Raw genomic sequence first — 25802 nt, forward strand, 5'->3', positions numbered from 1 at the left:
ATTAAAAGTAGTTCAATCAACTCAATGAATTACGCGTTTTTGCTTGGCTTCTTTCGAAACCTTGCTGAACACTCATTCAAAAGTTGCAATACATATTTCGTTTTGCTTAACTTCTGCAAGTGCCCACACAGTTTGCTTGGCTTGATATATTGTTAAAGAGCGTTGCTTCTTTCCGAAGCAGGGAGGCGTATTTTACATCCCTTTTCGTTATCGTCAAGTGCTTTTTTCAGCTTTTTGATAACGCCGTTGTCAGCGTTTGGCGCTTGCCTTTTCTCCCTGACAACGGCGGCGAATTATAGCGATCTTATTTGCCCTTGCAAGATCTTTTTAATAAAAAACAACTAACTGGTCAGTTACTAACCAAGTCAGTCGTTTTTGCTGCTTTTTTCATCGCTTTGCTGGTTTTCTTCCCGCTTTTCCTCTTTGGCATCAAAGTCAGCATCATCGGCATCGTTGTCGCCGACCACATGTTCCAGCTTTAACCGCTTCACATTTTTAATCGTTAATACCGGCCCGGACAACGCATACAGGAAGAAGATGGCAAACAATACCAACGACGGTTGGGTCGCCACAATAACAAAGGCCAGTACGATAACCAGTATAACGACAAACGACACGCGGCCTTTCCAATCGACATCTTTAAAAGAATGGTAACGAAAGTTAGTTACCATCAATAAGCCGGCCGCAATAGTGACTAAGGCAGCAAAGCTACCAATATCGGCACCGTCAATGCCGTACTCAGTCCCTACCCATACCAATCCGGCAACAACTGCCGCAGCACTTGGAATAGCCAGTCCCTGAAAGTAACGCTTATCTGCACTACCCAGGTTAGTATTAAACCGAGCTAGCCTTAATGCGCCACCGGCAACAAAGATAAACGCAGCTAACCAGCCCAATTTACCCAAATCAGCCAGGGCGTAGTTATACATAACCAGCGCCGGTGCCATACCAAAGGAAACAATATCCGCCATGCTGTCATATTCAGCACCAAAATCACTTTCGGTGTTGGTCATACGAGCAACCCGGCCGTCGACACCATCAAATACCATCGCAATAAAAATGGCGACGGCAGCCTCGATATAACGTTCATTCATAGACGCTACGATCGCATAAAAGCCCGAAAACAAGCCTGCGGTGGTAAATAAGTTTGGCAATAAATAAATACCGCGGCGTTTATTACTGTCTGTAGCCATGCAGAGGTGTCCTTCGTGTTGAATAGATAATAGTGCTTACCAGAATAAGTCTAGCACAGTCATTCAGTTGGAAAACAGCGCGCTTGAAAATTGCCTGATAAAAGAAAACCCGCAACAAGTGCGGGTTTGTTAGTAACAGTTTAGCAGCATTTACGCTATGACTAATTGGTCACCTTGCATCGACACATGGATGGTCTGCCCAGGTTTCAAATCACCAGCCAGAATTTTCTGTGCCAACGGATTTTCAAGCTCGTGCTGTATCGCTCGTTTAAGTGGTCGCGCCCCGAACACAGGGTCAAAACCAGTTTTCGCCAGATGGTCAAGCGCTTCTTCTGACAGTTCAATAGCATAATCACGCTCTTCCAGTCGTTTATATAATAACTGTAACTGTGCCTGAGCAATGGAGCGGATTTCGCTTTGTCCGAGTGGGTGGAACACCACAGTCTCATCGACCCGGTTAATGAACTCAGGCCGGAAGTGATGCGCCAGCACGTCCATCACCATCGCCTTCATTTGCTCGTAACTATTATCCTTCGCGTGCTCCTGAATCAAATCCGAGCCCAGGTTAGATGTCATAATAATAACCGTATTTTTAAAGTCGACCGTGCGACCCTGGCCGTCAGTTAAGCGTCCGTCATCTAATACCTGTAACAGAATATTGAAAACATCCGGGTGCGCCTTTTCGACCTCGTCCAGCAAAATAACCGAGTACGGTTTACGCCGCACCGCTTCGGTCAAATAGCCGCCCTCTTCATAACCAACGTAACCCGGAGGTGCGCCGACTAATCGTGATACCGAGTGTTTCTCCATGAACTCCGACATATCAATGCGTACCATGGCATCATCCGTGTCGAACAAGAAGTTTGCCAGGGCTTTAGAAAGCTCAGTCTTACCAACCCCTGTTGGCCCAAGGAACAAGAATGAGCCAATCGGCCGATTCGGATCGCCTAAGCCTGCGCGAGAGCGTCGAATCGCATTAGCTACTGCATCCACAGCTTCGTTCTGGCCTACTACACGTTTGTGTAGATTCTCTTCCATTTTGACCAGTTTCTCGCGTTCGCCTTCCAGCATCTTACTTACCGGAATGCCAGTCCAGCGCGACAGTACGTCAGCAATTTCCTCGTCACTGACACGGTTTTTCAGCAGACTCATGTCCTGCATTTCCGCCTGCAACGCAAGATCCAGCTGCCGCTCTAATTCAGGAATACGACCGTACTGGAGTTCCGACATACGATTAAGATCGCCAGCGCGACGGGCAATATCAATATCAGTTCGAGCCTGATCCAATTGCGCCTTAATATGTTGAGTTCCCTGCACAGCAGCTTTTTCTGAGTTCCAGACTTCTTCCAGCTCTTGGTATTTACGCTCTAGCTCGTCCAGCTCCTCATGCAAGGTATCTAACCGTTTCTTAGAGGCGTCGTCTTTTTCCTTCTGCAACGCCTGACGCTCCAGTTTTAACTGGATAATGCGGCGCTCCAGTCGATCCAGCTCTTCCGGCTTAGAGTCAATTTGCATGCGGATACTTGAGGCCGCTTCGTCAATCAAGTCAATAGCCTTGTCCGGCAGTTTACGATCGCTAATATAACGGTGCGACAAAGACGCCGCCGCGACGATAGCCGGGTCAGTAATCTCCACCGAATGATGAATTTCGTAACGTTCTTTCAAACCACGCAAAATAGCGATGGTGTCTTCTACCGTAGGCTCATCCACCAAAACCTTTTGGAAGCGACGTTCAAGTGCAGCGTCCTTTTCGATGTACTGGCGGTATTCATCCAGTGTGGTAGCGCCAACACAATGAAGCTCACCGCGAGCGAGCGCAGGCTTAAGCATGTTTCCTGCATCCATCGCACCGTCTGCTTTGCCCGCACCAACCATAGTATGTAGTTCATCGATGAACAGAATGATACGGCCTTCTTCTTTGGATAGCTCAGTTAACACCGCTTTTAATCGTTCTTCGAATTCACCGCGATATTTTGCGCCGGCCAGCAGCGCACCTAAGTCCAGCGATAAGACACGTTTGTGTTTAAGTCCCTCAGGTACTTCACCATTGATAATACGTTGCGCCAGTCCTTCAACGATGGCAGTTTTACCGACGCCGGGATCACCAATCAGCACCGGGTTGTTTTTGGTACGACGTTGTAACACCTGAATCGTCCGGCGAATCTCTTCGTCACGGCCAATGACCGGATCAAGTTTGCCCTGCTCTGCGCGTTCAGTCAGGTCGATGGTATATTTGTCGAGCGCCTGACGCTTCTCTTCAGCATTAGGGTCATCAACACTTTGACCATCGCGCACATCATTAATCGCTTTTTCCAGCTTTTGTTGCGTGATGCCCTGTTTTTTGAAAAGCTCGCCCAGCGCCCCTTTGTCTTCGGTCGCTGCTAACAAAAACAACTCTGAAGAAATATAACTATCGTTGCGTTTTTGTGCGTATTTATCACATAGGTTTAGCAGCCGCACGGTGCTTTGTGAGATCTGTACGTCACCGCTGGTCCCTTCGACTTGCGGTAATGTATCCAGCGCTTTTGCCAGACTCGAGCGGAATTGCGGGATATCTGCGCCGATCATGGTAAACAGGGGGCGTACAGCACCACCATCCTGATCCAACATTGCCTGCATCAAATGCACAGGTTCAATAAACTGATGATCACGACCAACGGCCAACGATTGCGCATCCGCAATTGCCATCTGAAATTTGCTAGTGAATTTATCGTGTCGCATAAGTACTTCCTTAAAATCTGTTGCGTTAACAGAAATGTGGGTACTTTTTAAACTATTTCAAGTCAACAGTTAACGTTTTCGCCAAATAATTGACGCAAACCGTCCTTTGTCTTTACATTTTCGGTGGGAATAGAACAGATCAGCCGAACAGGCGGTGCATTGACCGCTTTGCTGTACGTGATTAATACCAGCCAGTTGCGCTTGTTGTTGTGCTAGTCCCGCTAAGTCACATAGCCACCGCGGCGAACCATCGTCTGCAGCAGCTCCTTCCGTAAAATGATCGGCTGCAACCTTGCCCGACGCACTAAACGCGTTAACTACATCAGCACCAACTTCAAAGCATCGTTGGCATATCGCCGGACCAATAAACAAGCGTAAACTTTCCGGTGGCGCACTGAACTGTCGTATCGCATGAGTCAGAATGCCTGCGGCCAGTCCTCTTCAGCCGGCATGCACAGCAGCAATCTGCAGGCCGTCCTCTGAGCATATCAATAAGGGCAGGCAATCAGCGGTCAACACGGCACAACTAGCGATTCGATTAGCGTAAACGCCGTCGCTGGGTCTGTGGATTTTTGGATATTTGCTTACCGTAGCGGTGTGTTGCTGAGTTAAAAAATTTATCGCAACCGGGAGCTGCAACTGTCGGTGCAATCGACGCCGACGCAATAACACCTGCGCCGGATCATCACCAACGTGTGCGGCTAAATTACCCCACGCCCGGGTGGTAATCGCCACCCCGACGTTATCGGGCAATAACCAATCAGGCGTTATTATGGAGCCGGGCATCATCACGCATGGCATCCAGCAACAGTTCAAAATCTTTGGGTCGTGGCGCCTCAAAGGTCATCCACTCACCGTTTACCGGGTGGTGCAACGACAGCTGCGCGGCATGCAGCGCCTGACGACTAAAGCCTCGCAGCGCAGCTAGAAACTCGTCAGACGCTTGTTTTGGCGGCCTTGGACGTCCGCCATAAGTCAAATCACCAACAAGCGGATGGCGGATATGCGCCATATGCACGCGAATTTGATGAGTTCGGCCCGTTTCTAACCTTAGCCGCAACAGCGTGTGGGCACGCAACCGTTCCATTACACGATAATGGGTAACGGCCGGTTTACCGCTGGCGACCACGGCCATGTGTGTACGCTTGGTCGGGTGACGACCAATCGGCTCGTCCACCATACCACCTGCGGTCATAACGCCGTTACAAATAGCTTCGTATTCACGACGGATTTCACGCTTTTGCATCATATCAACAAGCTGAGTCTGAGCAGGCACTGTTTTAGCCACAACCATCAAGCCTGTTGTATCTTTATCGAGGCGGTGAATAATGCCGGCTCGCGGTACTTGGTCGATTTTCGGGTAGTGATGCAATAAACCATTGAGCAACGTGCTATCGGGCGCACCCGCACCGGGGTGAACAACGAGTCCAGCGGGTTTATTAATAACGATAATGTCATCGTCTTCATAGACAATCGACAATTCAATAGGTTGCGCCTGATGACGTTCTTCTGATTCAAGTTCGGCGTCAATTGCCACCAATGCCCCGAGTTCGAGTTTTTCACGCGGTTTAGTCACTATCTCGGCATCAACAGATACCTGTCCAGCTGTAATCCAGCTTTTCATTCGCGAACGTGAATAGTCCGGGAACAACTCAGCAAGTGCCTGGTCTAATCGTTTTCCAGCAAGTTTTTCCGGGACGATGGCTTCAAGTTGAATGGTTTCGCTCATAAATTTGGTTTTTGCTGTGAAAGCCCTTTGTGCTGCGTTAGAATGCCTAACAAGTAAATTCTGTGCTAGTGTAACCGCTCAAGCGGTCAAATGCACTGTAATGTAACATTTTGAGGTTTTATGAAAGGTCGTATTTTTTTAGCGTCTGCACTGTTAAGTCTATCATTAGCAGGCTGTTCAAGTAATTCAGAGCAATCCAGCGAAGATTTAAAATATTCGCAGGTAGAGTTAATGTATGAGCAAGCGCAAGAACAACTCGAGATGGGTAACCTCAACCTGGCTCAGGAACAACTGAGTACACTGAACTCTCGGTATCCATTTGGGCCTTTCGCTGATCAGGTGCAATTAGATCTAATCTATGTGCACTACAAACTTGATAACACTGACGAAGCGTTGGCGGCTATTGACCGGTTTATTAGTTTGAACCCCAACCACAAAGACGTTGACTATGCATTGTACATGCGTGGTCTGGTCAACCAACGTGCAGAATATAATGCCATTCACGAGCTAGCCGGCATTGATCGTTCCGATCGTGATTCGACCATGGCTAAGGAAGCCTTTAAAGACTTTGCCGAACTCCTGCGCAAATTCCCCGATAGCAAATACGCTGCGGACGCCAAGCAACGGATGATAGGTTTGAAAAGTCGCCTGGCCAAAAAAGAGCTGGCTGTTGCACAATATTATATGGAACGTCAGGCCTACTTAGCCGCCGCCAACCGCGGCCGTTATGTGGTAGAGCATTTTAGTGATACCCCGGAAGCCGAGAATGCGCTGGCGGTTATGGTTGAAAGCTACGAACAATTAGGTTTAGAAGAATTAAAAGCTGATGCGCTTGCCGTGTTGCGGGCTAATTACCCCAATAACAACCTGATCGATTAATGACAGGGCGGTCGTGCCAAGGCACGACCGCTATTTATACCGCCTGCTCGTTTTCCTCGCCAGTGCGGATCCGGATAACACGCTCTATATCCGAAATAAAAATCTTTCCATCGCCAATTTTGCCAGTTTGCGCTGTTTCCATGATGGCTTCAATACACCGCTCAACGTCATCGTCAGCGACCACCACTTCAAGTTTTACCTTGGGCAGGAAGTCCACCATGTATTCCGCACCACGGTATAGTTCAGTGTGTCCCTTCTGGCGACCAAAACCTTTTACTTCAGAAACTGTCATACCCGCAATACCAACTTCCGACAACGCTTCGCGTACATCATCCAGTTTGAAGGGCTTTATAATGGCTTCAACTTTTTTCATTTAACAGCTCCCGTCTACAATTGACGCTGAATTTCGTGGCGATAATGACTGGTTATTGGGTACCGTCGATCTTTACCGAAGTTGCGCGAAGTGATTTTAGGTCCAACAGCTGATTGACGGCGTTTATACTCGTTAAGATCGACCAGTTTAACCACCCGCCGTACGTCCGCCTCAGCAAAACCTGCTGCAACAATTTCTGGCAATGACCAGTCCTGCTCTACATACAATGCCAGAATGCGATCTAAATCGCTATAGTCCGGCAATGAATCGGTGTCTACTTGATCAGGCGCCAATTCCGCTGAAGGGGGACGCGTAATAACCCGTTCCGGAATCGCCGGCGAACGGCTATTGCGGAACTTAGCCAGCTCGAACACCAATTGTTTAGGCACATCTTTGATTGGCGCAAAGCCGCCACACATATCACCGTAAAGCGTGGCATAGCCGACAGCGACTTCACTTTTATTACCGGTAGTCAGCACCAGCGCACCGGACTTGTTCGACAACGCCATTAACAACACGCCGCGACAACGTGACTGCAAGTTCTCTTCTGTCGTATCAGTCGCCGTGTTCTCAAAAAACGGTTGCAACTGGCCCATAAAGGCATCAAACATGGGTTCAATCGGTACCACGTCATAGCGCACGCCCGCATCGGTTGCCTGCTGCTCAGCATCTTCAAGGCTCATACTTGAGGTATATTTAAACGGCATCATCACCGCCTGCACTCTTTCCGCGCCAAGTGCGTCAACTGCAAGAGCCAGGGTTAATGCCGAATCAATGCCTCCTGATAAACCCAGAATCACGTTGTTAAAACCGTTTTTATTAACATAGTCACGCAGCGCGAGCACCAGCGCATCATAAACTTCACTCATATCGGTTTGCAGTTCTTCTGTCGCTGCCGGGCGTGGTTTAAAATCCGTGCAAACAGGCTCATCAGCCAGCAAAACAGTCGCAACTGCCGGTTTACAATGAGGTAGTTCGGCAACCAATTCTCCGGCCGCACTGAGCACCAGCGAATGGCCATCAAAAATTAACTCATCCTGGGCGCCGCAGTTGTTAAGGTAAATGATTGGTTTACCAATTTCAGCAACGCGCTGTCGCAAAACACCAAGCCGCTGTTGGTGCTTATCAATTTGGTAGGGTGACGCGTTCACCGACAAGATCGCATCAACCTCGTCGTCCAACAGTTGTTGAAGCGGCTGCGGGTGCCATAAATCTTCGCAGATCATTAAACCAATTCGTTTTCCCTGCCACTCGAACACTTCCGATTTATGCCCCGGCACAAAATAACGTTGCTCGTCAAAAACGCCGTTATTGGGTAAACGCTGTTTATGGTAGCGCTGCAGACACTCGCCGCGGTGCAACACCGACAGCGAATTAAACAGTTGCTCACCCACCCGGCTGGGATGACCGACCATGACCACACAGTCGGAAGCCGCCGCGCTGATTTGTTCCACTGCGTTGTCGACAGCGCGCTGATGATCTTCGCGCAATAGTAAGTCTTCCGGTGGATAGCCAGTTATAGCCAACTCAGGAAAAACAATAATATCGTGCGCAGCACTTTGTTCGCGTATGGTTTTTAAAATGACGGCTGTATTGCCGTCGATGGCACCCACCGTAAAATCTAATTGTGCTAAACAAATCGACAGCTGCGACATAACGACTTTCCGCTAATTCAGTAAAATAATGGAGGCGAATAATATAGCAGCTGCTTAAGTTGCGCAAACAGCAGGCAAGTTTACAGCAACAACTAATATTTCAGGTCATCAGGTATGGGTAAGTCAGAAGCCGGTTTATTGGGCCGCTTAGCTTTACCTTTGCGGTGCATTTTTAACTGGTAAACATAGGCAAGCACCTGCGCTACAGCCACAAACAGCCCTTGCGGAATTTCCTGCTCGAGTTCTGTGGTGTGGTAAACAGAGCGCGCCAGCGCGGGTGATTGCACCAGCGGAATATCATATTCTAATGCAATTTCACGGATTTTCGCCGCCGTTTCGTCGGTTCCCTTAGCCAACAGTACCGGGGCTTTTCCGCCTTTATCGTCATATTTAATGGCTACCGCATAATGGGTCGGGTTGGTAACGACAACATCGGCTTTTGGCACTTCCTGCATCATGCGGCGATTGGCCATTTCCATTTGTAAACGACGGATACGGCCTTTGACTTCGGGGCTACCCTCGCTGTCTTTATGTTCGTCCTTGACCTCTTGCTTGGTCATTTTTAAGTCTTTTTGATGCTTCCAGAGCTGAAATGGTGCATCAATAACCACAATCAAAAAGATTGAGCAGCACATCAGCAAAAACATCCATAGCAAGATATCCAACGCATTCGCCATCATATTGGGCATCTGACCCATGGATATTTGTAAAATGTTATCGTGCTGCCAGGCCAGCAATAAAAAGGCGCTAACGGCAACTACCAAAAACTTGGCGATACCTTTTACCAGCTCCACCAACGCCTGCACACCAAACATGCGCTTAAAACCATTTAGCGGATTCATGCGCGAAAATTTAGGTGCCATCGCCTTCCAGGCAAAATTAATCCCACCCAACCAGCTATTGCCGAAAAATGTAAAAACCGTAATGAACGCAAAAATAATCAGCACCGGCCAAATAATTTCGCCAAATGCGATAGCAAACGCCTCAAACATCTTGCTGGTATCAAACGCCTGCGCTCTATCCAGTACAAAAAATTGTTGAAATACCGAGCGCAGGCCATCAAATAAAGCGCCGCCAAACCACATAAAGGCAACCGCTGCGCTCACTAAAACAAACGCCGTTCCCATTTCTTTAGAACGGGCTACCTGGCCCTTTTCGCGGGCCTGCTGTTTTCGTTTCTCTGTGGGGTCTTCTGTGCGTTCCTGATCCGTTTCAGCCACTGCCTACCCCCTTAGCACTGGCTGCCAATCAGTTCACACATGGTCTGTACGACCCGAGCCCACTGATTTTCGAAATGATAAATAAAGCCGCCCAGAGTTAGCCACATAACCACCAGCCCACTAACCATAGTAATGGGGAAGCCAATGGCAAAAATATTCAGTTGCGGTGCCGCACGCGTCATTACACCAAAACTCAGGTTGATTAACAGTAGCGCGATTATTCCCGATAACATGGCGGTTAATGCCGTGGAAAACATGTAACTGCCCCAGTCGGCGATCATTTTAAAAGCATCAGCATCTAAGCCACTAAAACCGACTGGAACGGAATCAAAACTAGCCACAACCATCTGAATCATCAGTAAATGGCCGTCCAGGGCTAAAAATATTAAACTTGCTAACATCAGGAAGAACTGCGCCACCACGGGAACTTGTTGGCCGTTAGAAGGATCGACCATTGAGGCAAAACCCAAACCAATTTGCATGGCGATAATTTGACCACCTAAGACAAAGGTTTGCAGGAATATAACCGACAGTAAACCCAGGCCCACGCCAATCACTATTTGCTGTGCAGTCACCACAAAGCCGCCCACTGACATCATCTCGTAGGGCGTATTGATCTCGGGCAACGCCGGCGCTACGGCAAAAATAATAGCGAGCGACAACAAGGTTTTAATGCGTGGATTGATCAACGTGCCGGAAAACAGCGCCATACTCATCAGCATTGAAGAGACGCGGGTTAGCGGCCATAGGTGTTGTTCCAGCCAGCCAATAACCGTTGCGGTTACCAGATCCATTAGCCAACAACTTCAGGAATTCGGTTATACATTTCGATGGTAAAATCCATTACCATCTCGGTTAAAAAGTGCCCGCCCAGACCAATCACAGCAAGCGTAACCAGCAAGCGTGGCAAAAAACTTAAAGTTTGTTCGTTAATTGATGTGGCGGCCTGGAATACGGCTACCACCAAGCCTACTAACAAGCCCGGCACAATGATAAAAGCAACCATTATGACAATGACTTTTAGCGCTTCAGAAAATACATCCAGGAACACTTCAGGACTCATAAGCCCTCCTAAACCCCAAAGCTACCCGCGAGGGTGCTCATGGTTAAACTCCAGCCATCAACCAGTACAAACAGCATTAATTTAAAGGGTAATGAGACAATCATGGGTGATAGCATCATCATACCCATCGCCATCAACACACTAGCCACTACCAAGTCGATAATTAAAAAGGGAATAAAAATCATAAACCCTATCTGGAACGCCGTTTTCAGCTCGGAGGTGATAAATGACGGAATCAAAATTGACATCGGAACATCATCAGGTTCAGCAATGTTCTCTTCGCCGGAGATATCGATAAAGGTTTCTAAATCGGTCAAACGAGTTTGCGACAGCATAAACGCTTTCACCGGCGCCTTAGCTCTATCCAGCGCTTCCATTGAGGTCACTTGCTCATCAAGATAGGGCTGCAAAGCCTTATCATTTATCTCGTTTAACACCGGGCTCATGATAAAAAAGGTCAAAAACAACGAAATACCGATTAAGATCTGGTTTGACGGTGATTGCTGCAAACCAATCGCCTGCCTCAGTATCGCTAGCACCACGATAATCCGGGTAAACGAGGTCATCATGATGACCATCGCCGGGATAAAGGTCAGCGCCGTCATGATGGCAAGGATTTGCAGTGTTACCGAGTACTCCTCGGAGCCATCAGGGTTGGTCTTTACCGTAACTGCACTAATATCCTGAATTGCAAAGGCGCTATCAGGAACCAACAGCAATAAGCCAACTAACAGCAGTATAAGTCCCCGGTTCATGGTTTTTGTTGTCCTTTTAATTCGACCGAGTCAGGAAGCTCCTTCAAACACTCAATGCGTTCTGCAGTAACTCCCAATAACAGCTTTTTGCCCGCAACTTCGACAATCATTAAACGCTCTTTGGTACCCAGCGACATTGCGCTTAGCACTTTCATGTCGGCATTGCTTTGTATTCTTAAGTTAAACCGTTTCGCGATCATTGCCAAGCCAACGATAACCGCTAAAACGACAATAAGCGCCAATAACATGGCGCCTATGTCGGCTCCGCCAATTGGCGAACTTGTTTCGGTCTGCTGCGCGGCCGCACTAAAGCTGAGCAGCCCCAGCACCGCGCTAACGCAGCTTGCGTATACGCTCGATTTGGCTAATAACATCAGTTAAGCGAATCCCAAATTTATCATTAACAACGACCACTTCGCCATGCGCTATCAGCGTTCCATTAACTAACACGTCCAACGGTTCACCGGCAACACGTTCAAGCTCAACCACCGAGCCCTGATTCAGCTGCAACAAGTTACGAATGCTTATCTGGCTGCGGCCAACTTCCATCGAAATGGTGACCGGAATATCCAGTATCGCATCAAGTTTGCGCTTGTCGTCATCACTGACATCGGTGTCTTCATTTAACTCTTCAAGCTCGGCTGTCTGCACGCCTTCCATACCCGAGTGACTTGCGCCTTGGCTTTTTGACTCACCTTCTGACTCACCGTCTTCGGCAGCGGCCTGCTCAGCCATTGCTGCTTCCCAGTCGTCCATATCTTTATCATCATTACTCATTTGGTAACCTCATTCATCAGCGCAAGCTGTTACAAATACAATTTACAGGTCAATGTCTTCTTCTAGCTGGCGTAGCTCTGCATCGCCGCCAATACGACGTCCACCGCGAGTTAACATATGGATATCTGATTTAACCGTTTCCGGACGTTTAATTTTGTCGGTAATTTTCAGCGCGACATTCTCGCGCGAGCGACCCAGCTTGGCATGGAACGTCGGCAAATCTTCGATCAATACGGTTAAATTATCCGGTACTTCTAAAGGAATAATATCACCGGCTTGCAAGTCCATAACCTCGCGCAGCGACAAATCAAGATTGGCCAGCTTAGCAATCATTTCTACCGGCACATCCATAATTTCATCCCGCAACGCTTTACTCCAGCGCATGTCGGTGTCTTCTTTATCCGACTGCACACCGGCGTCCAGCAACTCTCTAATCGGCTCCAGCATCGAGTATGGCAGCGCAATATGAAAATCACCGCCACCGCCGTCAAGCTCGATATGGAACGAACTAATGACGATCACCTCAGTCGGCGACACGATGTTTGCCATAGCCGGGTTAACTTCTGAGTCAAGATACTCAAAGCCAACATCCATCACCGGCGCCCAAGCTTCTTTATAATCTTCAAATATGAGCTTGAGTAGCATCTGAATAATACGACGCTCCGTCGGCGTAAATTCACGCCCTTCGATTTTTGCGTGATAACGCCCGTCGCCACCAAAAAAGTTATCCACCAAAATAAAAACCAGGCGGGCTTCCATGGTAATCAAAGCTGTACCTTTTAGCGGTCTGAAACGCACCATATTTAAACTGGTTGGTACAAAAAGCGTATGCACGTATTCGCCAAACTTCAGCATTTGAACGCCGTTTATCGACACCTCGGCGGTGCGGCGCATCATGTTAAATAAACTAACGCGCATGTGTCGTGCAAAACGCTCATTGACAATTTCCAGCGTCGGCATGCGCCCACGCACAATACGGTCCTGTGACGAGAAGTCGTAGTCGAGCGCCTCAGAGGCGCTCGCGGAGGATTCCGTATCCTCTTCCTCTACGTCATCAACGCCGTGCAGTAGCGCATCAATTTCGTCTTGTGATAATAAATCGCTCACAATCTAATTCGCTCTGTTATTGCATGACCATGCTGGTGAATAACACTTGCTCTACGAGTCCTTTACCGGCCACTTTGGTTAATGCCGATTGCAACTCCCTTAAAGCAAGTTCGCGTAATTTCTCTTTGCCATTAGCAGTTTTTAGCTCTTCAGCTGTAGACGAGCTAAATACCTGGTGCAGGGTGCCTTCGATTAAAGGAATATGGCGTTTAGTCAATTCTTCGTTGTCTTCGCCTCGCACCATTAACTGTACTTTTATCTGCACCGTACGCTCGCGGGCGTCACCCGGTACAATAAAAACAAACGGCCGGGGCATGCCTACATATAATGCGTTTCCAACCTGAGGCGCCTCGCTTGTATCAGCCTCTACCACGTTGCTACTATTGCTACTGTCAGTCGCTTTTGCGGTAGTATACCCGTCACCGGTAAACAGCCACACAACAACGGCAATAATGATGATTACGCCCGCACCCAGGCCACCAAACAACAGCAGCTTTTTCTTTTTAGCGCCACCGTCGGCTTGCTGTTCCTGCTGTTCTTCGTTTTCGTCTGCCATAAGTTTTCCTCTATGCAACCATACACAATACGGTTAATGGTTGTTGATATCGTCACACTATATCGCGATTGTAACCGTCATTGCAGTGCTTAAACATAGAAATCCACACCACCGGCTGCCAGTGGTCGTCCTTCGTTTAATAAAATCTCGTGTTCACCGGGCTGTTCAACCGATGCTTCTGAACGACTACCGCCACCTTGCTGCTGTTCAGCGTCGCCCGCCATTTGCTGTTGCTGCTCCTGAACATCGGTGTCAGCCAACGCAACGCCCTGTTGTTCCAGCATTTCTCTTAACCGTGGCAGGGCTTGTTCTACTGCATCACGTGCCTGCGCTGATTGCACCTGAAACTGCACGGTGGCTTGTTCCGCGTTCATATTAATGCGCACGTTCAGTTGACCTAACTCAGGCGGATCCAGGCGAATATCAGCACGTTGAATATTCTTGCTCAACATGATGTTAATACGTTCCTGCAATTTCTGTGAAGCTTCCGACTGCTGCGGATCTAACGGTTTCTGCACGGCCTGCATCGTACTTTGTAGTGTTGATGATAGCTCAGATGCTTTTACCGTTCCGCTTTGCGTAGACACCGACGCTGTTTGTTGGTTAATAAGGTTTTCACTAAAACTGGTCGCTGTGTCCGATGCGGTTACCGGCGCAGCTTTGGTTGCCCCTTCCAACAGCTGAGCCACACTCGCGCCATCTTGCTGCGTCGCTGATGGCTTAACTTTACTACCCAACTCAGCCAGTCCGCTTAGTTCGTCGCGTGGCTTTGTTTTACCGTCCGCGTCAGTAGCAGCGTTAGCCACTTTCTGCTCCGTCGTTTCGATTTCTGTTGCACTCAGGATCGGTCGACGTTGACCATCACTACTTTTCTCCTGCCGTGACAACGCCTCCGCAAATCGTTCAGCATTGGCCTGTCTATCTGTAACCTGGCGCTGCTCACTGAGCGCAGCTGCCTCAGCTACACGCGCACGACTAGTCGTTTCGCGTTGGCCATCGGCCAGCAGTTTTTGTAAATCCTGTACCCACTGTAATGATTTGAGCTCTTGTGACGCTTGTTGCTGACCTTCCGCGGCTACCGCTAACTTAGTTTCCGCCGCAGTTAACCATTGTTGTAACTGTTGTTTTTGCTGTTGATCCAGCTCTTTAGCAGCGCTCACTTTTTGTTGCAGTAACTGCAATATATTGCCGGACTCACCCTCATCACTAACCTGATTGTTTTGCGACTGCGCAGTCTGTTGCAGCTGCTGTAATTGATCACGCAGCCACTGCTGCGCCTCGTTGTCTAACGGTGCGATAGCGGTATCCGCTTGTTTTTGCTGTGTTGACTGTATAGCCAACTCCGCCAATTCGCTGACACTCTGCAGTTTTTGCAGCAACGCGTACTGTTCGTCTGATGCTGCAGTAAGCGCGTCAGTGTCTAAGGCCATTAAAGCTTCTTTCTCGCTTTCTGATAAGCCGTTACTGAGCTCCTCGGCAAGGTTTTGCCGCTGTTCGTCCGTTAATTTATTGGTACCTAACTTAGCGATAATATCCGATAGTTTGCTGATAGCCGCATCGCTGTCTGATTCATTTTCAGTGTTAGTACCGGGCATCAGCTCGATATCGGTTGAGCCATCCGCCACCGTGATTGATTCAAGCTCAGCGTCGCTCTCTGCATCAGCTTCTGTTTTGCCTGGCTGCAACAATGCCCGCATTTCTTCAAGCATCTCCAGCATAGGGCTTTCAACAGGCTCACCAACCACCTCGTCATCAAGGGCAATTCTTTGCATACGCTGTTCGCTTTGCTCACCTTTTGCCTTGGTCGTAGTCGCAGCAATTTCCTTTTGAACGGCGTCCAGCCCTGCTAACAGGGCACGTGAAAATTCTGTCGAGCCTTCTTTAGCTGCCGATTGCCCCGATGAAAGCGAGACTTCATCAGCAAGCTTAGTAAAGAGTTCTGATTGTCCATTAAGTGATAACAGTTGTTGCATGACGCCGTCTCTTTTTACAAGGTTAAATGATGACTCAGTGGTTTAAAGCAAGCAATTGCTGTGCCAACTATTCCATCATTTACGGTGAACTTAACTTCCGTGCTCGTCTTTTTGCTTCACGGATAAAACGCTGACTGGAAAAGTCATCCAGATTTTTTTGCTCTTTTCTTGCTCTAGCCGTAGCTTCACGTTTTTGCTGTTCGGTAATCAAGTGTTGGATCGACTCTTTTTTACGGCGTTGTGCTAACCATTGTTGCTTACGCTGGTCGGCTACCTTTTGCAGCCTGATGACCGAGTGATGGAGTTGCTCAACACCCTCATCAAGCTTGCCAACAAAAGCGTGGTACTGTCCGAATTGCTGCGAAACAATGCCTTGGTTACCCCGCTGTTGCAGTTGGGTCAAGTAGTCCAGCCGATATTGTGACAACCCTTCCAAACGCATTTTTTCGTCATTAACCTGTTGCTGTACCTGCGCATAGTTACCAGCGGCTTCGTCTTCACGACGTTGTTCCAGTTCCAGCAACATGTGCATTTGCTTCAAATCAGCCATGGTAATTCCTGTTAACGTTGCTGCGGGTTAATCACTTGTTGCAGTAACAGCAAGCTTTCGTCATAGCTAACCACCTGCCGCATCGGTTGCTGCAAAAATTTTTCGACTCGTGGTTGCATCGCAATGGCCTGATCAATAGCAGGATCTGAGCCCTCACTGTAAGCGCCAATCGCAATGAGGTCGCGGTTGCGACGGAAGTTGGAGTACCATTTTCTAACCTGAACTGCTTGCTTCATATGCTCATCGGATACCACTTGCGGCATAACCCGACTAATCGAGGCCTCAATATCAATGGCCGGATAATGACCCGAGTCAGCAAGTTCACGACTTAACACAATGTGACCATCCAAAATAGCCCGCGACGAGTCCGCAATAGGATCCTGAAGATCATCACCCTCGGTTAACACCGTATAAAAGGCGGTAACTGAGCCTTGTCCGTCGCCCCCGTTACCAGCCCGCTCAACCAGCGCCGGTAATTTGGCGAATACTGAAGGTGGGTAACCCTTAGTTGCCGGTGGCTCGCCAACTGCCAATGCTATCTCACGCTGTGCCATGGCATAGCGTGTTAACGAATCCATTAACAGCAACACGTTAAGACCCTGGTCACGAAAATACTCGGCTATTTCTGCTGCTGTTTCGCAGCCACGTAAGCGAATTAACGGTGACTGATCAGCGGGCGCGGCAACGACCACTGACTTCTCCAAACCCTCTTCGCCAAGAATTTCCTGAATAAATTCTTTGACCTCGCGGCCCCGCTCACCAATCAGGCCGACGACAATAACGTCTGCATCGGTACCCCTTGTCATCATCCCTAACAACACACTTTTACCCACACCACTACCGGCAAATAATCCCATCCGCTGTCCTTGTCCAACCGTCAAGCAAGCATTGATTGCGGTAACCCCCACATCCAATGGTTGTTTAACAGGACGTCTGTTTAAGGGGTTAACTCGTTGACTTCGATAGCGTTGTTGTTGATCAGCATGGATCGGACCACGATCATCCAATGGGTTACCCCGGGCATCAATAACGCGCCCCAATAACTCCATGCCAAAGGGAATAGCTGTTTTAGCCGACCGCGGTTTTACTCTTGCGCCCGGTACTACACCGTCAGCATCCTGAGTCGGCATCAAATAGCTGATATTGTTCTCGAAACCAACCACTTCTGCTTCGATATCACCATTGGCTGACTCGACCGAACAACTGGAGCCAATGGGAGCACGCACACCAACAGCTTCGAACATCAGCCCGACCACACGCGTTAAGTAGCCGGAGACCAACACCTGCGGTTTGTGGATACGTTTACGTGCTTTTTTTAATCCTGCAATGATGGGTTCAGACATGGTTAGCCTTTTAGCTTCTCGAACACACTGTTAATGCGGCTTGCCAAGGTATGGTCTACCGTAGAGCTTTCGGTTGTAACACGACACCCACCACGCTCAAGTAAATCATCTTTACTCAATAACCAGCCATGTTGTTTAAGATCGTCCTCGGAATACAACTGCTGGATTAGCTCAAGATCATCAGAGTTTAAATGAATAACAACCTTTTGATCGGTCACCGGCAACACTTCGAGCGCCTCGCGAACGGCTTGTTGCACAATTTCGGGCTGGTGATAGGGCGCATCTAGACAAATTGCGCGGGTAAGCTCCATCACCATCTCGATCAATTCATTTTGTACATCAGTCGTCAGTTTACGATCCGGATAGCTCAGGCTGTCGAGCACATTATTCAATGCAACTGCCTGCGTTTCCATTTTTGCTTTGCCGTCAGCCAAACCTTGTTCGAAGCCTTTGCCAAAGCCCTCTTCCTGACCTGATTTAATACCTTCTTCGTGGCCAGCCTCTTTACCTTCTGCGTGGCCCTGGTTATAACCTTCTTTAAAGCCCTCTTCGCGAGCAGCAGCACGAATTTCTTCAAGCTCTTCTGCCGTCAGCGGTTGCAATTCCTGCTCTTCTTCATCAGCTTCCGGCGGCTCGTATTGCCAACGTCTGGGCTTATTCAGCGCGTTAGTCTTCTCGCCTTGCAGAAACTCCTCCGAGGTAATATCCGGAAACTGCCACTTTTCTGTCGAGCCCTGACCGTCACTCATAGTGTTTCGTTACCTCAGTTATAGGTCTTGTTTACAAGAATTCGTCACTACCGCCGCCACCGAGCATAATTTCACCGGCGTCGGCAAGACGACGTGCAACAGCAAGAATGTCTTTTTGCGCTGCTTCTACGTCACTTATGCGTACAGGACCCATCGCTTCTAAATCATCTTTAAGCATTTCGCCTGCGCGTTTGGACATATTTTTAAAGATTTTTTCTTTAACATTGTCATCTGCACCTTTCAGTGCTTTTTGTAAAACATCGCCTTCGACTTCACGCAGCAAGCTCTGGATACCCCTGTCGTCCACTTCGACTAAGTTTTCGAAGACGAACATCAGATCCTGAATTTGCTGACTCATTTCTTCGTCTTGCTCGCGGATGGCATCCATCAACTGACCTTCGATATTGGTATCCAGATAGTTCATGATATCTGCGGCAGCTTTCAGGCCGCCCATCTTCGCTGCCTGCGCACCCGCCTGACCAGCAAACTGTTTCTCCATGATCTCGTTCAGTTCCTGCAATGCCGCCGGCTGGACTTCTTCCAGGTTGGCGATACGCATCATAAGATCAAGACGCACTTTTTCCGGGAACTGCGACATAATTTCGGCACTCTGATCAGCGTCCAAATATGACATGACAATAGTTTGTATTTGCGGGTGCTCATTACGAATAATCGTTGCGACCTGCTTAGAGTCCATCCATTTAAGTGAATCAAGGCCTTTCGAACCGCCACCCATAACAATCTGTTCAATGAGATTGCCTGCTTTGTCTTCACCCAGCGCAGAGGTAAGAGCTTTGCGCACAAACTCTTCGCTCTTGAAGCCGATGTTGGTGAATTTCTGGATTTCTTCCAGGAACAGATTATGAACCGCGTTAACCTTGTCTTGGTTAAAATCCTGCAAACTGGACATTGCCATCCCCACTTTTTGAACCTGTTTTGGCTCTAAGTGCTTCAGGATTTGTGCAGCGTCTTCTTCGGAGAGGCTCAGCAGCAAAATAGCGGCTTTTTCTACCCCTTCCAACGTATCAACATCGAAGTTTGATTCGCGCTTTTTAGTTTGTAAATCTGTACTAGGCATCTTCATTTAACCACGCCTTAACAACTTGAGAAGACAGTTCCGGCTCGTTTGCAACCAATGCACGCACGGCTTTCAGCAAGTCTTCATCTTTGTGTAAGTCTGGCAGCTGTAAGCTACCGTCAGGGCCAAAGCCCACCGAGTTTTCATCAAATTGTGAGGATAGCAAATCAATGGTCTCATCGCCCATGTGCTCGTCTTCATCAAGCAAGGCATGCGCGTCGTCCTCGAATTCCTGAGTAGGGTTCATTAACTTCTTAAGCATAGGACGAACCACCGCCATAATCAGCACGATGATCACCAATGCCCCCATAACCAGGCGGAAAGCACGCCAGAACCATGGTTGCTCCCAAAGTGCTTGCTCACCTTCGGCCAAGTCCGGTAGTTGCGCAAAAGGTACTGAAACGACTTCCAACGTATCGCCGCGCGACAAACTAAAACCAAGACCGCCCTGCAGCAACCGTCGAATGTTATCCAATTCCGCAGCTGAGCGAGGTTCCTGAACTGACTCCCCTTCCGCATTCTGCGCATTACTGTGATTAACCGCAACCGATACGCTTAAACGATCGATAACCCCGGTCTGGCTTTGGGTGTAGCTTACTGTATTGTCTAATTCATAATTGCGAGTCGCTTCACGGTGCATACTGCCATTGCTGTCTCTACTACTTGCGCCACCGGTCGCCTCTTCAGGAATATCGGATTCCATTGGCGGCTGGTTACTTAATGCGCCTGGGATACCACCAATAGCGCTGCCAGACGAACGGTTTTCTACCGTCATTTCACTGCGAATGGCTGGCATATCCGGGTTATATTGACGTTGAGTTGTCTCTTTACGGGTAAAGTCCATACTGACATCAACCTGAGCCGTGTAATTATCATACCCCAGTACAGGGATCAGAATGCTGTCAATTTTCTGGCGCAGTTCTTGTTCGCGTTTTAGTTCTAATTGATACTCTCGGCTGCTTTGGGCTGCCAATGCGCTTTGAGAGCCGGAATTAAGTAGACGCCCATTTTGATCGGTAACTGTTACATGCTCAGTTTGCAGGCCGGTTACAGAGGACGCCACCATATCAACGATCGAAGCAACTTCTTCTTCGCTCATTGATTGGCTACCACGCACATTTAGCATAACAGAGGCTTTGGGTTGCTTCTCGCGGCGGGCAAATACATTTTCTTTGGGCACAGCTAACAAAACACGCGCAGCTGAAACCGACTTCATTTCTTCAATCGCACGCGCTAGCTGCACTTCGCGTGAATGTATCAGGCGTTCACGCTCTAGTCGCTGGCTTACACCAAAACCAGGCTCGCTCATTAGGATTTCCGAGCCATTGCTTTCGGTTTGCCCATAGTCCACGCCAGCACGAGTTAACTGTAGCTTTATTTGGTCGTACTTTTCTTCGGGCACTGAAACTGTGTTACCTGATACCTGATATTCGATACCGTTTGCGTCAAGATAGTCCAGCGTGCTGACCAACTGTTCGGTTTGCAGCTTACCCAGCGGACGGTAAGTCGATTCTTGCGCCCACAGCATGATAAATACGGCAATAGCAACACAAATTGCGAGGGCCAGCACCACCACCACTTGGCGCAACATGTCAAAATTACCAACCATGTCCATAAAGCCCGATTTTTTGTCGTTGCTTTTTGCACCGTCGTTAGCATTGTTGATGTTTGTTTCGGTTACCATCAGGTCTGTAGATTCAGCCACGATTTAACTCCCTTAGTCGCTCGGTTAAACCGGCATTGACATGATTTCTTTATACGCTTCCACAACTTTGTTCCGTACCTGAACAGTTGCTTCAAACGCAATGCTGGATTTTTGACTGGCGATCATGGTTTGCTCGAGCGTTACATTGGGATCACCCAACTCCATCCGAGTTTTTAAGTCCCCGGACGTTTGCTGTAGTTCATTGACGTTATCAATGGCATTTTTAAGCATGTTAGAAAAGTCGGCTTGGGCGTTGTTACCCGGCAAAGCGTTGACGTTTGCTGCCTTATCCTGGCTTGCATTTACGCCCGATAAAGCTTGCCATTGTTGGTAGGCTGCGTTGGCATCGACTTTCATAATATTCTCCGTCAAAAATTCCACAGATGGTTCTTCTAACGGTATTAATGCAAAGTTGATGCCAACTAAATTAGTTAATCTAAGGAAGTTTACAGAGGACTAAATAGCCAGCCCATTTTCACGAATTTTGGCTAACTTGTAGCGCAGTGTTCTTGGCGAAATGCCCAATTCATCAGCCACCGGCTTGCGCTTACCCTGGTGCTTTTGCAATGCCTTTTTTATGATCTGGTATTCACGATAAAACATCGATTCGCCCAGTCCTTCAGCGCTCTCAGCGGCCACTGCAGGCTCGACTGATTCAACTTGCTCGGGAAATACCGACTGTTGCTCCAGCTCTAACATCAGGTCAGCAGGCTGAATTTCTCCACCGTTCTGTAATACCAACGCGCGCTGGATGACGTTTTCCAGTTCACGAATATTACCCGGCCAGCTATAGCTCATCAGTGCATTTTCTGCCGCGCGGCCGTAATGTACCGGCTGCTTAATTCCCAACCGTTGTTTGTGGCGTTGTAATAACGCATTAGCAATTGGCACGATGTCGCCAGGGCGCTCAGCCAGAGCTTTCCACTGCAGCGGGAAAACATTCAGCCGATACATCAAATCTTCACGGAACTGGCCTGCTTTTACCGCTTGCTGCAAATCACGGTTAGAGGTCGCGATAACCCGAACATCCAGATTGATCGCTTTGCGCGCCCCCAGGCGCTCTACCTGCCGTTCTTGCAGTACCCGCAATAACTTGGCCTGCAGGTTAATATCCATTTCTGTAATTTCGTCCAGCAACAAGGTGCCGCCCTGCGCCAGTTCGAATTTACCCGGCGTCGCCTGACTAGCTCCGGTAAATGCGCCTTTTTCGTAACCAAACAGAAGTGATTCCAGCATGTTTTCCGGGATTGCAGCGCAATTAATCGCAACAAAAGGCGCGGCTTGCCGTGCTGACTGTTCATGAATATAACGCGCCAACACCTCTTTGCCGGTACCGCTGGGCCCGGTAATCATGACTGTCGCGTCAGTCCCCGCCACTTTTTTGGCCATTTCTAACAAGGCTAAACTACTGGGATCTTCAGCAACTACATTGCTGACTTCGTGTTCCTGCAAAGGCAAATGTCGTTGCACCAGTTGCAGCAGCTTTTCAGTAGAAAACGGTTTACTCAGGTAATCAATCGCACCCTCGCGCATTGCGATAACGGCATCATCGACTTTAGCGAAGGCAGTCATCATGATCACCGGCGTATCATAGTTTTGATTGCGCAAACTACGCAGTAACTGCAGGCCATCAATGCCCGGCATTTGTACGTCGCTGATAATCAAATCTATCGGCGCCGATTTTAGTTGTACCAGCGCATCTTCACCTGACTCTGCTTCTATACAGCAATAATCTGCCAATTCCAGCGTATCAACGATAGCCTCTCGCAGTGCTGCATCATCCTCGACAATCAAAACACGGGCATCAACCATAACAAATCTCCTGTGGCTTAGATTGAACGACTTCAATCGGCAGACGAATACTGAACTCGGTTCCCTGGCCAGCCTCGGTTTGCCAATTCAACTGGCCCTGGTGGGCTTTTACTACGGTATTAACCACCGCCAGACCGAGTCCGGTACCGTTTGGCTTGCTGGTAACAAAAGGCGTGAATAACTGCGACTGGATTTCTGCAGGAATGCCGGAGCCGGTATCGCTTACCGTACAGCACCAATCATTGGCGCTGTAATCGGTTGACACCGTTACCACCTGGCCTTTATCCGTGACATCAATCGCATTGGTTAACAGATTCTGAATCGCTCCACTAAGCGCGGTTAAGTTGCCTTTTAAGATCGCGTCGTCAGCGTTGTTTTGCACGCTTAACCTAACCTTTTTTGCTTGCGCGTAGGGACTGACCGACTGCACAACTGAGTCGATTAAGGTTGCCGATGACAACGGTTCCAGAACTTGCTGGTCACCGCTTTTTGCAAACAACAGCATGTCATTGACTTGCTGTTCAAGTGATTTAAGTCGGGATAGTAGCTTATCCGAAAAGCGCTGCTGGCGGTTGTGGTCAAGGTTCGGGGTTGCCAGGTTTTGGGCATAAAGTAAGGCTGCAGAAAGCGGTGTTCTGATTTGATGCGCCAGAGAAGCAACCATTCGCCCCATCGATGACAAGCGTTGTAGATGGCTAATTTTTTGTTGTAGGCGACGCGTTTCAGTCAAGTCAGTCAACACCACTAACTGCCCTGACTGATCAGGAATAGCCGAAATATCGACTTTAACGCGACGACTATTGTGCAACGACACTTCGTGCCAGTCATCGGCCTGAGGTTTGAAGTACTCAGCAACACAATCACGCCATAAACGCCCCACCAGTGGCGCGTCCACTAACACGATCGCATTATGGTTACAATGTTCTACGGTTCCCGCACTATCGACCAAAATAACGCCATTGGGCATCGCATCGATCAGCATTCGGTGATCCTGCATAGTTCTCTCTCTGTTTGCCTGCGCAACTATGCTAGAGACTATGCAAAGACTGTGCCTATATTTTTTTGTTTCATTTCAATGGGTTATTTTGTAAATATTTAAAGGCAGGGGTGTCAATTTTTCGGCTACCTGTAACATGAGGTTACTTTATTTGGTATTTTTTCATTTTCTCGACCAGCGTTGTCCGCCGCATACCTAATAATTCAGCTGCTTTTGCGACCACACCATCGGCTTTATCCAGCGCCTGCTTTATCATGGCTGTTTCCAGCTCACTCAGCATGTCTTTTAGGTTAACGCCGTCATCTGGTAACTCGGAGTTAATAGCCGCAGTATCCGCGTCGGGCTCGTCCTCGTCGTCAGCAAAAATGGAGTTAAGCGCCTCGCGCTCAAGCAGTTCGTCAGGATACTCAGGCTCTACCCGAGGGTGGTCAATATGTTGATACTTTGGCGGCAGGTCACTGACATCCACTAATTGATCGGGATGCATGATGGTTAACCGTTCAATTAAATTACTCAGCTCACGAACGTTACCGGGCCAGCGATGCAATGACAACGACTCCAATGCTTTACCGGTAAACCGCACACCGACTCCGCGCTCTTTTTTAAAGCGCGCGGTTAGCTCTTGCAACAATAACGGCACGTCTTCCTGGCGCTCACGCAATGCCGGTACATCAATGGGGAATACATTTAACCGATAGAATAAGTCTTCGCGGAATTTGCCTTCGTTAATCATCGACTCAAGTTGGCGATGGGTTGCAGCAACAACGCGTACGTCGGCTTTAATACTTTTTGCGCCACCAACACGCTCAAAGGTGCGTTCCTGCAAAACGCGCAGTAATTTTACCTGCATGGCTAACGGCATGTCGCCAATTTCGTCGAGGAATAATGTGCCGCCCTGAGCTAACTCAAATCGCCCTTTACGAGTGCCAATTGCGCCGGTAAACGCGCCTTTTTCGTGTCCAAAGAGCTCGCTTTCGAGTAAATCCCCTGGTATTGCGCCACAGTTTACCGGCACAAAAGGACCATCTTTACGGTTAGAGAGACTATGAATTCCGCGCGCTACCACTTCTTTACCGGTGCCGGACTCACCCAAAACCAAAACATTGGCGTCGCTACTGGCGACCTGTGCAATCATCTTGCGAATACTCTGAATTGCACTGCCCTGGCCTATTAGCAGTGACTCCAGTTTGCCGGTTTTATGATTCTGCGAGCCATGACGTTCGGCAAGGTTACGGTGGTAAGAGTGACAATAATGCAACCAGCGTGACAATTCCTGATAATCAACATTAGCATCGATGGGACCAATAACATTAGCGCGATTAAGGGCTGGCTGATGGCTCTCTGCAGCGGCGATAAAAGGAATAGCCGGCTTGCTTTTGGCATGCTCGCTTAAGTCATTTACCCCTGAACCGGCAATAACACAAAGCACGTCATCGTGATCAGCCAGTTCGTCAATCGCCGGCAGCACTGTAACTCGCTCACCAATAAAGGTTAACACGGTCTCAAATCGCTGACGCCGTTCATTATTCTGTTCGCATAAATATATGACTTGAGGGCTGTTCATCAT

Annotated in this window: 24 protein-coding genes and 1 pseudogene; 1 reads left to right on the forward strand and 24 read right to left on the reverse strand. The window is 48.6% G+C overall.

Features of this window, described 5'->3' with window-relative positions; genetic code table 11:
• Positions 1 to 365: 365 nt before the first annotated feature.
• The 4 genes and pseudogenes from pssA to rluD all read right to left on the reverse strand — a co-directional run bounded on the left by pssA (position 366) and on the right by rluD (position 5643).
• The gene (gene pssA / locus DEU29_RS11770) at positions 366 to 1193 is read right to left on the reverse strand and encodes a CDP-diacylglycerol--serine O-phosphatidyltransferase (RefSeq protein ID WP_133540557.1); all 828 of its coding nucleotides are present in this window, start codon (positions 1191 to 1193) and stop codon (positions 366 to 368) included.
• A gap of 150 nt (positions 1194 to 1343) precedes the next feature.
• Positions 1344 to 3914, reverse strand: coding sequence for an ATP-dependent chaperone ClpB (gene clpB, locus DEU29_RS11775; RefSeq protein WP_133540558.1), 2571 nt, complete (start codon positions 3912 to 3914; stop codon positions 1344 to 1346).
• Positions 3915 to 3983: 69 nt separating this feature from the next.
• Positions 3984 to 4715 (reverse strand): annotated as a pseudogene (gene pgeF / locus DEU29_RS11780) (peptidoglycan editing factor PgeF).
• On the reverse strand, positions 4675 to 5643 hold the full coding sequence (gene rluD / locus DEU29_RS11785) for a 23S rRNA pseudouridine(1911/1915/1917) synthase RluD (RefSeq protein WP_133540559.1): 969 nt from the start codon (positions 5641 to 5643) through the stop codon (positions 4675 to 4677). The pseudogene pgeF and the gene rluD overlap by 41 nt, the downstream one beginning before the upstream one ends.
• A 120-nt stretch (positions 5644 to 5763) precedes the next feature.
• Here rluD and DEU29_RS11790 point away from each other — a divergent pair, with 120 nt between their 5' ends.
• Positions 5764 to 6522, forward strand: a complete 759-nt coding sequence (locus tag DEU29_RS11790) for an outer membrane protein assembly factor BamD (protein ID WP_133540560.1) — start codon at positions 5764 to 5766, stop codon at positions 6520 to 6522.
• A gap of 34 nt (positions 6523 to 6556) precedes the next feature.
• Here the strand turns inward: DEU29_RS11790 and glnB are convergent, their stop codons facing one another.
• The 20 genes from glnB to DEU29_RS11890 form a co-directional block, all read right to left on the reverse strand.
• Entirely contained in the window at positions 6557 to 6895 is a 339-nt protein-coding gene (glnB, locus tag DEU29_RS11795) for a nitrogen regulatory protein P-II (RefSeq protein ID WP_133540561.1), read from the reverse strand.
• 14 nt (positions 6896 to 6909) lie between these two features.
• The gene (locus DEU29_RS11800; RefSeq protein ID WP_133540562.1) at positions 6910 to 8550 is read right to left on the reverse strand and encodes an NAD+ synthase; all 1641 of its coding nucleotides are present in this window, start codon (positions 8548 to 8550) and stop codon (positions 6910 to 6912) included.
• 92 nt (positions 8551 to 8642) lie between these two features.
• Positions 8643 to 9770, reverse strand: a complete 1128-nt coding sequence (gene flhB / locus DEU29_RS11805; RefSeq protein ID WP_133540563.1) for a flagellar biosynthesis protein FlhB — start codon at positions 9768 to 9770, stop codon at positions 8643 to 8645.
• A gap of 11 nt (positions 9771 to 9781) precedes the next feature.
• On the reverse strand, positions 9782 to 10564 hold the full coding sequence (gene fliR / locus DEU29_RS11810) for a flagellar biosynthetic protein FliR (RefSeq protein ID WP_133540564.1): 783 nt from the start codon (positions 10562 to 10564) through the stop codon (positions 9782 to 9784).
• On the reverse strand, positions 10564 to 10833 hold the full coding sequence (gene fliQ / locus DEU29_RS11815; protein ID WP_133540565.1) for a flagellar biosynthesis protein FliQ: 270 nt from the start codon (positions 10831 to 10833) through the stop codon (positions 10564 to 10566). Before fliQ ends, fliR begins: the two co-directional genes overlap by 1 nt.
• A gap of 8 nt (positions 10834 to 10841) precedes the next feature.
• The gene (gene fliP, locus DEU29_RS11820; RefSeq protein ID WP_133540566.1) at positions 10842 to 11588 is read right to left on the reverse strand and encodes a flagellar type III secretion system pore protein FliP; all 747 of its coding nucleotides are present in this window, start codon (positions 11586 to 11588) and stop codon (positions 10842 to 10844) included.
• Positions 11585 to 11962, reverse strand: coding sequence for a flagellar biosynthetic protein FliO (gene fliO / locus DEU29_RS11825; RefSeq protein WP_243734589.1), 378 nt, complete (start codon positions 11960 to 11962; stop codon positions 11585 to 11587). Before fliO ends, fliP begins: the two co-directional genes overlap by 4 nt.
• Positions 11922 to 12365, reverse strand: a complete 444-nt coding sequence (gene fliN / locus DEU29_RS11830) for a flagellar motor switch protein FliN (protein WP_133540567.1) — start codon at positions 12363 to 12365, stop codon at positions 11922 to 11924. Before fliN ends, fliO begins: the two co-directional genes overlap by 41 nt.
• A gap of 42 nt (positions 12366 to 12407) precedes the next feature.
• Positions 12408 to 13472 (reverse strand): flagellar motor switch protein FliM, encoded by a 1065-nt coding sequence (gene fliM / locus DEU29_RS11835; protein WP_133540568.1) that lies wholly within the window; start codon positions 13470 to 13472, stop codon positions 12408 to 12410.
• A gap of 16 nt (positions 13473 to 13488) precedes the next feature.
• Positions 13489 to 14028, reverse strand: a complete 540-nt coding sequence (fliL, locus tag DEU29_RS11840) for a flagellar basal body-associated protein FliL (protein ID WP_133540569.1) — start codon at positions 14026 to 14028, stop codon at positions 13489 to 13491.
• An 89-nt stretch (positions 14029 to 14117) separates the two neighbouring features.
• Complete coding sequence (locus DEU29_RS11845) at positions 14118 to 16001, reverse strand: flagellar hook-length control protein FliK (RefSeq protein ID WP_133540570.1); 1884 nt, start codon at positions 15999 to 16001, stop codon at positions 14118 to 14120.
• A gap of 79 nt (positions 16002 to 16080) precedes the next feature.
• Complete coding sequence (gene fliJ, locus DEU29_RS11850) at positions 16081 to 16551, reverse strand: flagellar export protein FliJ (protein ID WP_133540571.1); 471 nt, start codon at positions 16549 to 16551, stop codon at positions 16081 to 16083.
• An 11-nt stretch (positions 16552 to 16562) separates the two neighbouring features.
• Positions 16563 to 17894: a flagellar protein export ATPase FliI gene (gene fliI, locus DEU29_RS11855; protein ID WP_133540572.1), complete on the reverse strand. Its 1332-nt coding sequence runs from the start codon at positions 17892 to 17894 to the stop codon at positions 16563 to 16565.
• Between the two features lie 2 nt (positions 17895 to 17896).
• Complete coding sequence (gene fliH, locus DEU29_RS11860) at positions 17897 to 18643, reverse strand: flagellar assembly protein FliH (RefSeq protein WP_133540573.1); 747 nt, start codon at positions 18641 to 18643, stop codon at positions 17897 to 17899.
• Between the two features lie 31 nt (positions 18644 to 18674).
• Complete coding sequence (gene fliG, locus DEU29_RS11865; RefSeq protein ID WP_133540592.1) at positions 18675 to 19721, reverse strand: flagellar motor switch protein FliG; 1047 nt, start codon at positions 19719 to 19721, stop codon at positions 18675 to 18677.
• A complete protein-coding gene (gene fliF / locus DEU29_RS11870; protein ID WP_208107643.1) occupies positions 19714 to 21405 on the reverse strand; it encodes a flagellar basal-body MS-ring/collar protein FliF in 1692 nt (563 codons plus the stop codon). The genes fliG and fliF overlap by 8 nt, the downstream gene beginning before the upstream one ends.
• A gap of 45 nt (positions 21406 to 21450) precedes the next feature.
• Complete coding sequence (gene fliE, locus DEU29_RS11875; RefSeq protein ID WP_133540575.1) at positions 21451 to 21783, reverse strand: flagellar hook-basal body complex protein FliE; 333 nt, start codon at positions 21781 to 21783, stop codon at positions 21451 to 21453.
• A gap of 99 nt (positions 21784 to 21882) precedes the next feature.
• The gene (locus tag DEU29_RS11880; RefSeq protein ID WP_133540576.1) at positions 21883 to 23238 is read right to left on the reverse strand and encodes a sigma-54-dependent transcriptional regulator; all 1356 of its coding nucleotides are present in this window, start codon (positions 23236 to 23238) and stop codon (positions 21883 to 21885) included.
• On the reverse strand, positions 23231 to 24235 hold the full coding sequence (locus DEU29_RS11885) for a sensor histidine kinase (protein WP_133540577.1): 1005 nt from the start codon (positions 24233 to 24235) through the stop codon (positions 23231 to 23233). Before DEU29_RS11885 ends, DEU29_RS11880 begins: the two co-directional genes overlap by 8 nt.
• 142 nt (positions 24236 to 24377) lie before the next feature.
• Positions 24378 to 25799, reverse strand: coding sequence for a sigma-54 dependent transcriptional regulator (locus DEU29_RS11890; protein WP_133540593.1), 1422 nt, complete (start codon positions 25797 to 25799; stop codon positions 24378 to 24380).
• Positions 25800 to 25802: the final 3 nt, after the last annotated feature.

It is taken from the genome of Idiomarina aquatica (genome assembly GCF_004362895.1).
Classification (GTDB): Bacteria; Pseudomonadota; Gammaproteobacteria; order Enterobacterales; family Alteromonadaceae; genus Idiomarina.

Bases quoted from the DNA above. Each gene is read 5' to 3' on its own strand.
- pssA (WP_133540557.1), bottom strand. From the start codon at position 1,193: ATGGCTACAGACAGTAATAAACGCCGCGGTATTTATTTATTGCCAAAC.
- clpB (WP_133540558.1), bottom strand. From the start codon at position 3,914: ATGCGACACGATAAATTCACTAGCAAATTTCAGATGGCAATTGCGGAT.
- rluD (WP_133540559.1), bottom strand. From the start codon at position 5,643: ATGAGCGAAACCATTCAACTTGAAGCCATCGTCCCGGAAAAACTTGCT.
- DEU29_RS11790 (WP_133540560.1), top strand. From the start codon at position 5,764: ATGAAAGGTCGTATTTTTTTAGCGTCTGCACTGTTAAGTCTATCATTA.
- glnB (WP_133540561.1), bottom strand. From the start codon at position 6,895: ATGAAAAAAGTTGAAGCCATTATAAAGCCCTTCAAACTGGATGATGTA.
- DEU29_RS11800 (WP_133540562.1), bottom strand. From the start codon at position 8,550: ATGTCGCAGCTGTCGATTTGTTTAGCACAATTAGATTTTACGGTGGGT.
- fliR (WP_133540564.1), bottom strand. From the start codon at position 10,564: ATGGATCTGGTAACCGCAACGGTTATTGGCTGGCTGGAACAACACCTA.
- fliQ (WP_133540565.1), bottom strand. From the start codon at position 10,833: ATGAGTCCTGAAGTGTTCCTGGATGTATTTTCTGAAGCGCTAAAAGTC.
- fliP (WP_133540566.1), bottom strand. From the start codon at position 11,588: ATGAACCGGGGACTTATACTGCTGTTAGTTGGCTTATTGCTGTTGGTT.
- fliO (WP_243734589.1), bottom strand. From the start codon at position 11,962: ATGTTATTAGCCAAATCGAGCGTATACGCAAGCTGCGTTAGCGCGGTG.
- fliN (WP_133540567.1), bottom strand. From the start codon at position 12,365: ATGAGTAATGATGATAAAGATATGGACGACTGGGAAGCAGCAATGGCT.
- fliL (WP_133540569.1), bottom strand. From the start codon at position 14,028: ATGGCAGACGAAAACGAAGAACAGCAGGAACAGCAAGCCGACGGTGGC.
- DEU29_RS11845 (WP_133540570.1), bottom strand. From the start codon at position 16,001: ATGCAACAACTGTTATCACTTAATGGACAATCAGAACTCTTTACTAAG.
- fliJ (WP_133540571.1), bottom strand. From the start codon at position 16,551: ATGGCTGATTTGAAGCAAATGCACATGTTGCTGGAACTGGAACAACGT.
- fliI (WP_133540572.1), bottom strand. From the start codon at position 17,894: ATGTCTGAACCCATCATTGCAGGATTAAAAAAAGCACGTAAACGTATC.
- fliH (WP_133540573.1), bottom strand. From the start codon at position 18,643: ATGAGTGACGGTCAGGGCTCGACAGAAAAGTGGCAGTTTCCGGATATT.
- fliG (WP_133540592.1), bottom strand. From the start codon at position 19,721: ATGCCTAGTACAGATTTACAAACTAAAAAGCGCGAATCAAACTTCGAT.
- fliF (WP_208107643.1), bottom strand. From the start codon at position 21,405: ATGGTAACCGAAACAAACATCAACAATGCTAACGACGGTGCAAAAAGC.
- fliE (WP_133540575.1), bottom strand. From the start codon at position 21,783: ATGAAAGTCGATGCCAACGCAGCCTACCAACAATGGCAAGCTTTATCG.
- DEU29_RS11880 (WP_133540576.1), bottom strand. From the start codon at position 23,238: ATGGTTGATGCCCGTGTTTTGATTGTCGAGGATGATGCAGCACTGCGA.
- DEU29_RS11885 (WP_133540577.1), bottom strand. From the start codon at position 24,235: ATGCAGGATCACCGAATGCTGATCGATGCGATGCCCAATGGCGTTATT.
- DEU29_RS11890 (WP_133540593.1), bottom strand. From the start codon at position 25,799: ATGAACAGCCCTCAAGTCATATATTTATGCGAACAGAATAATGAACGG.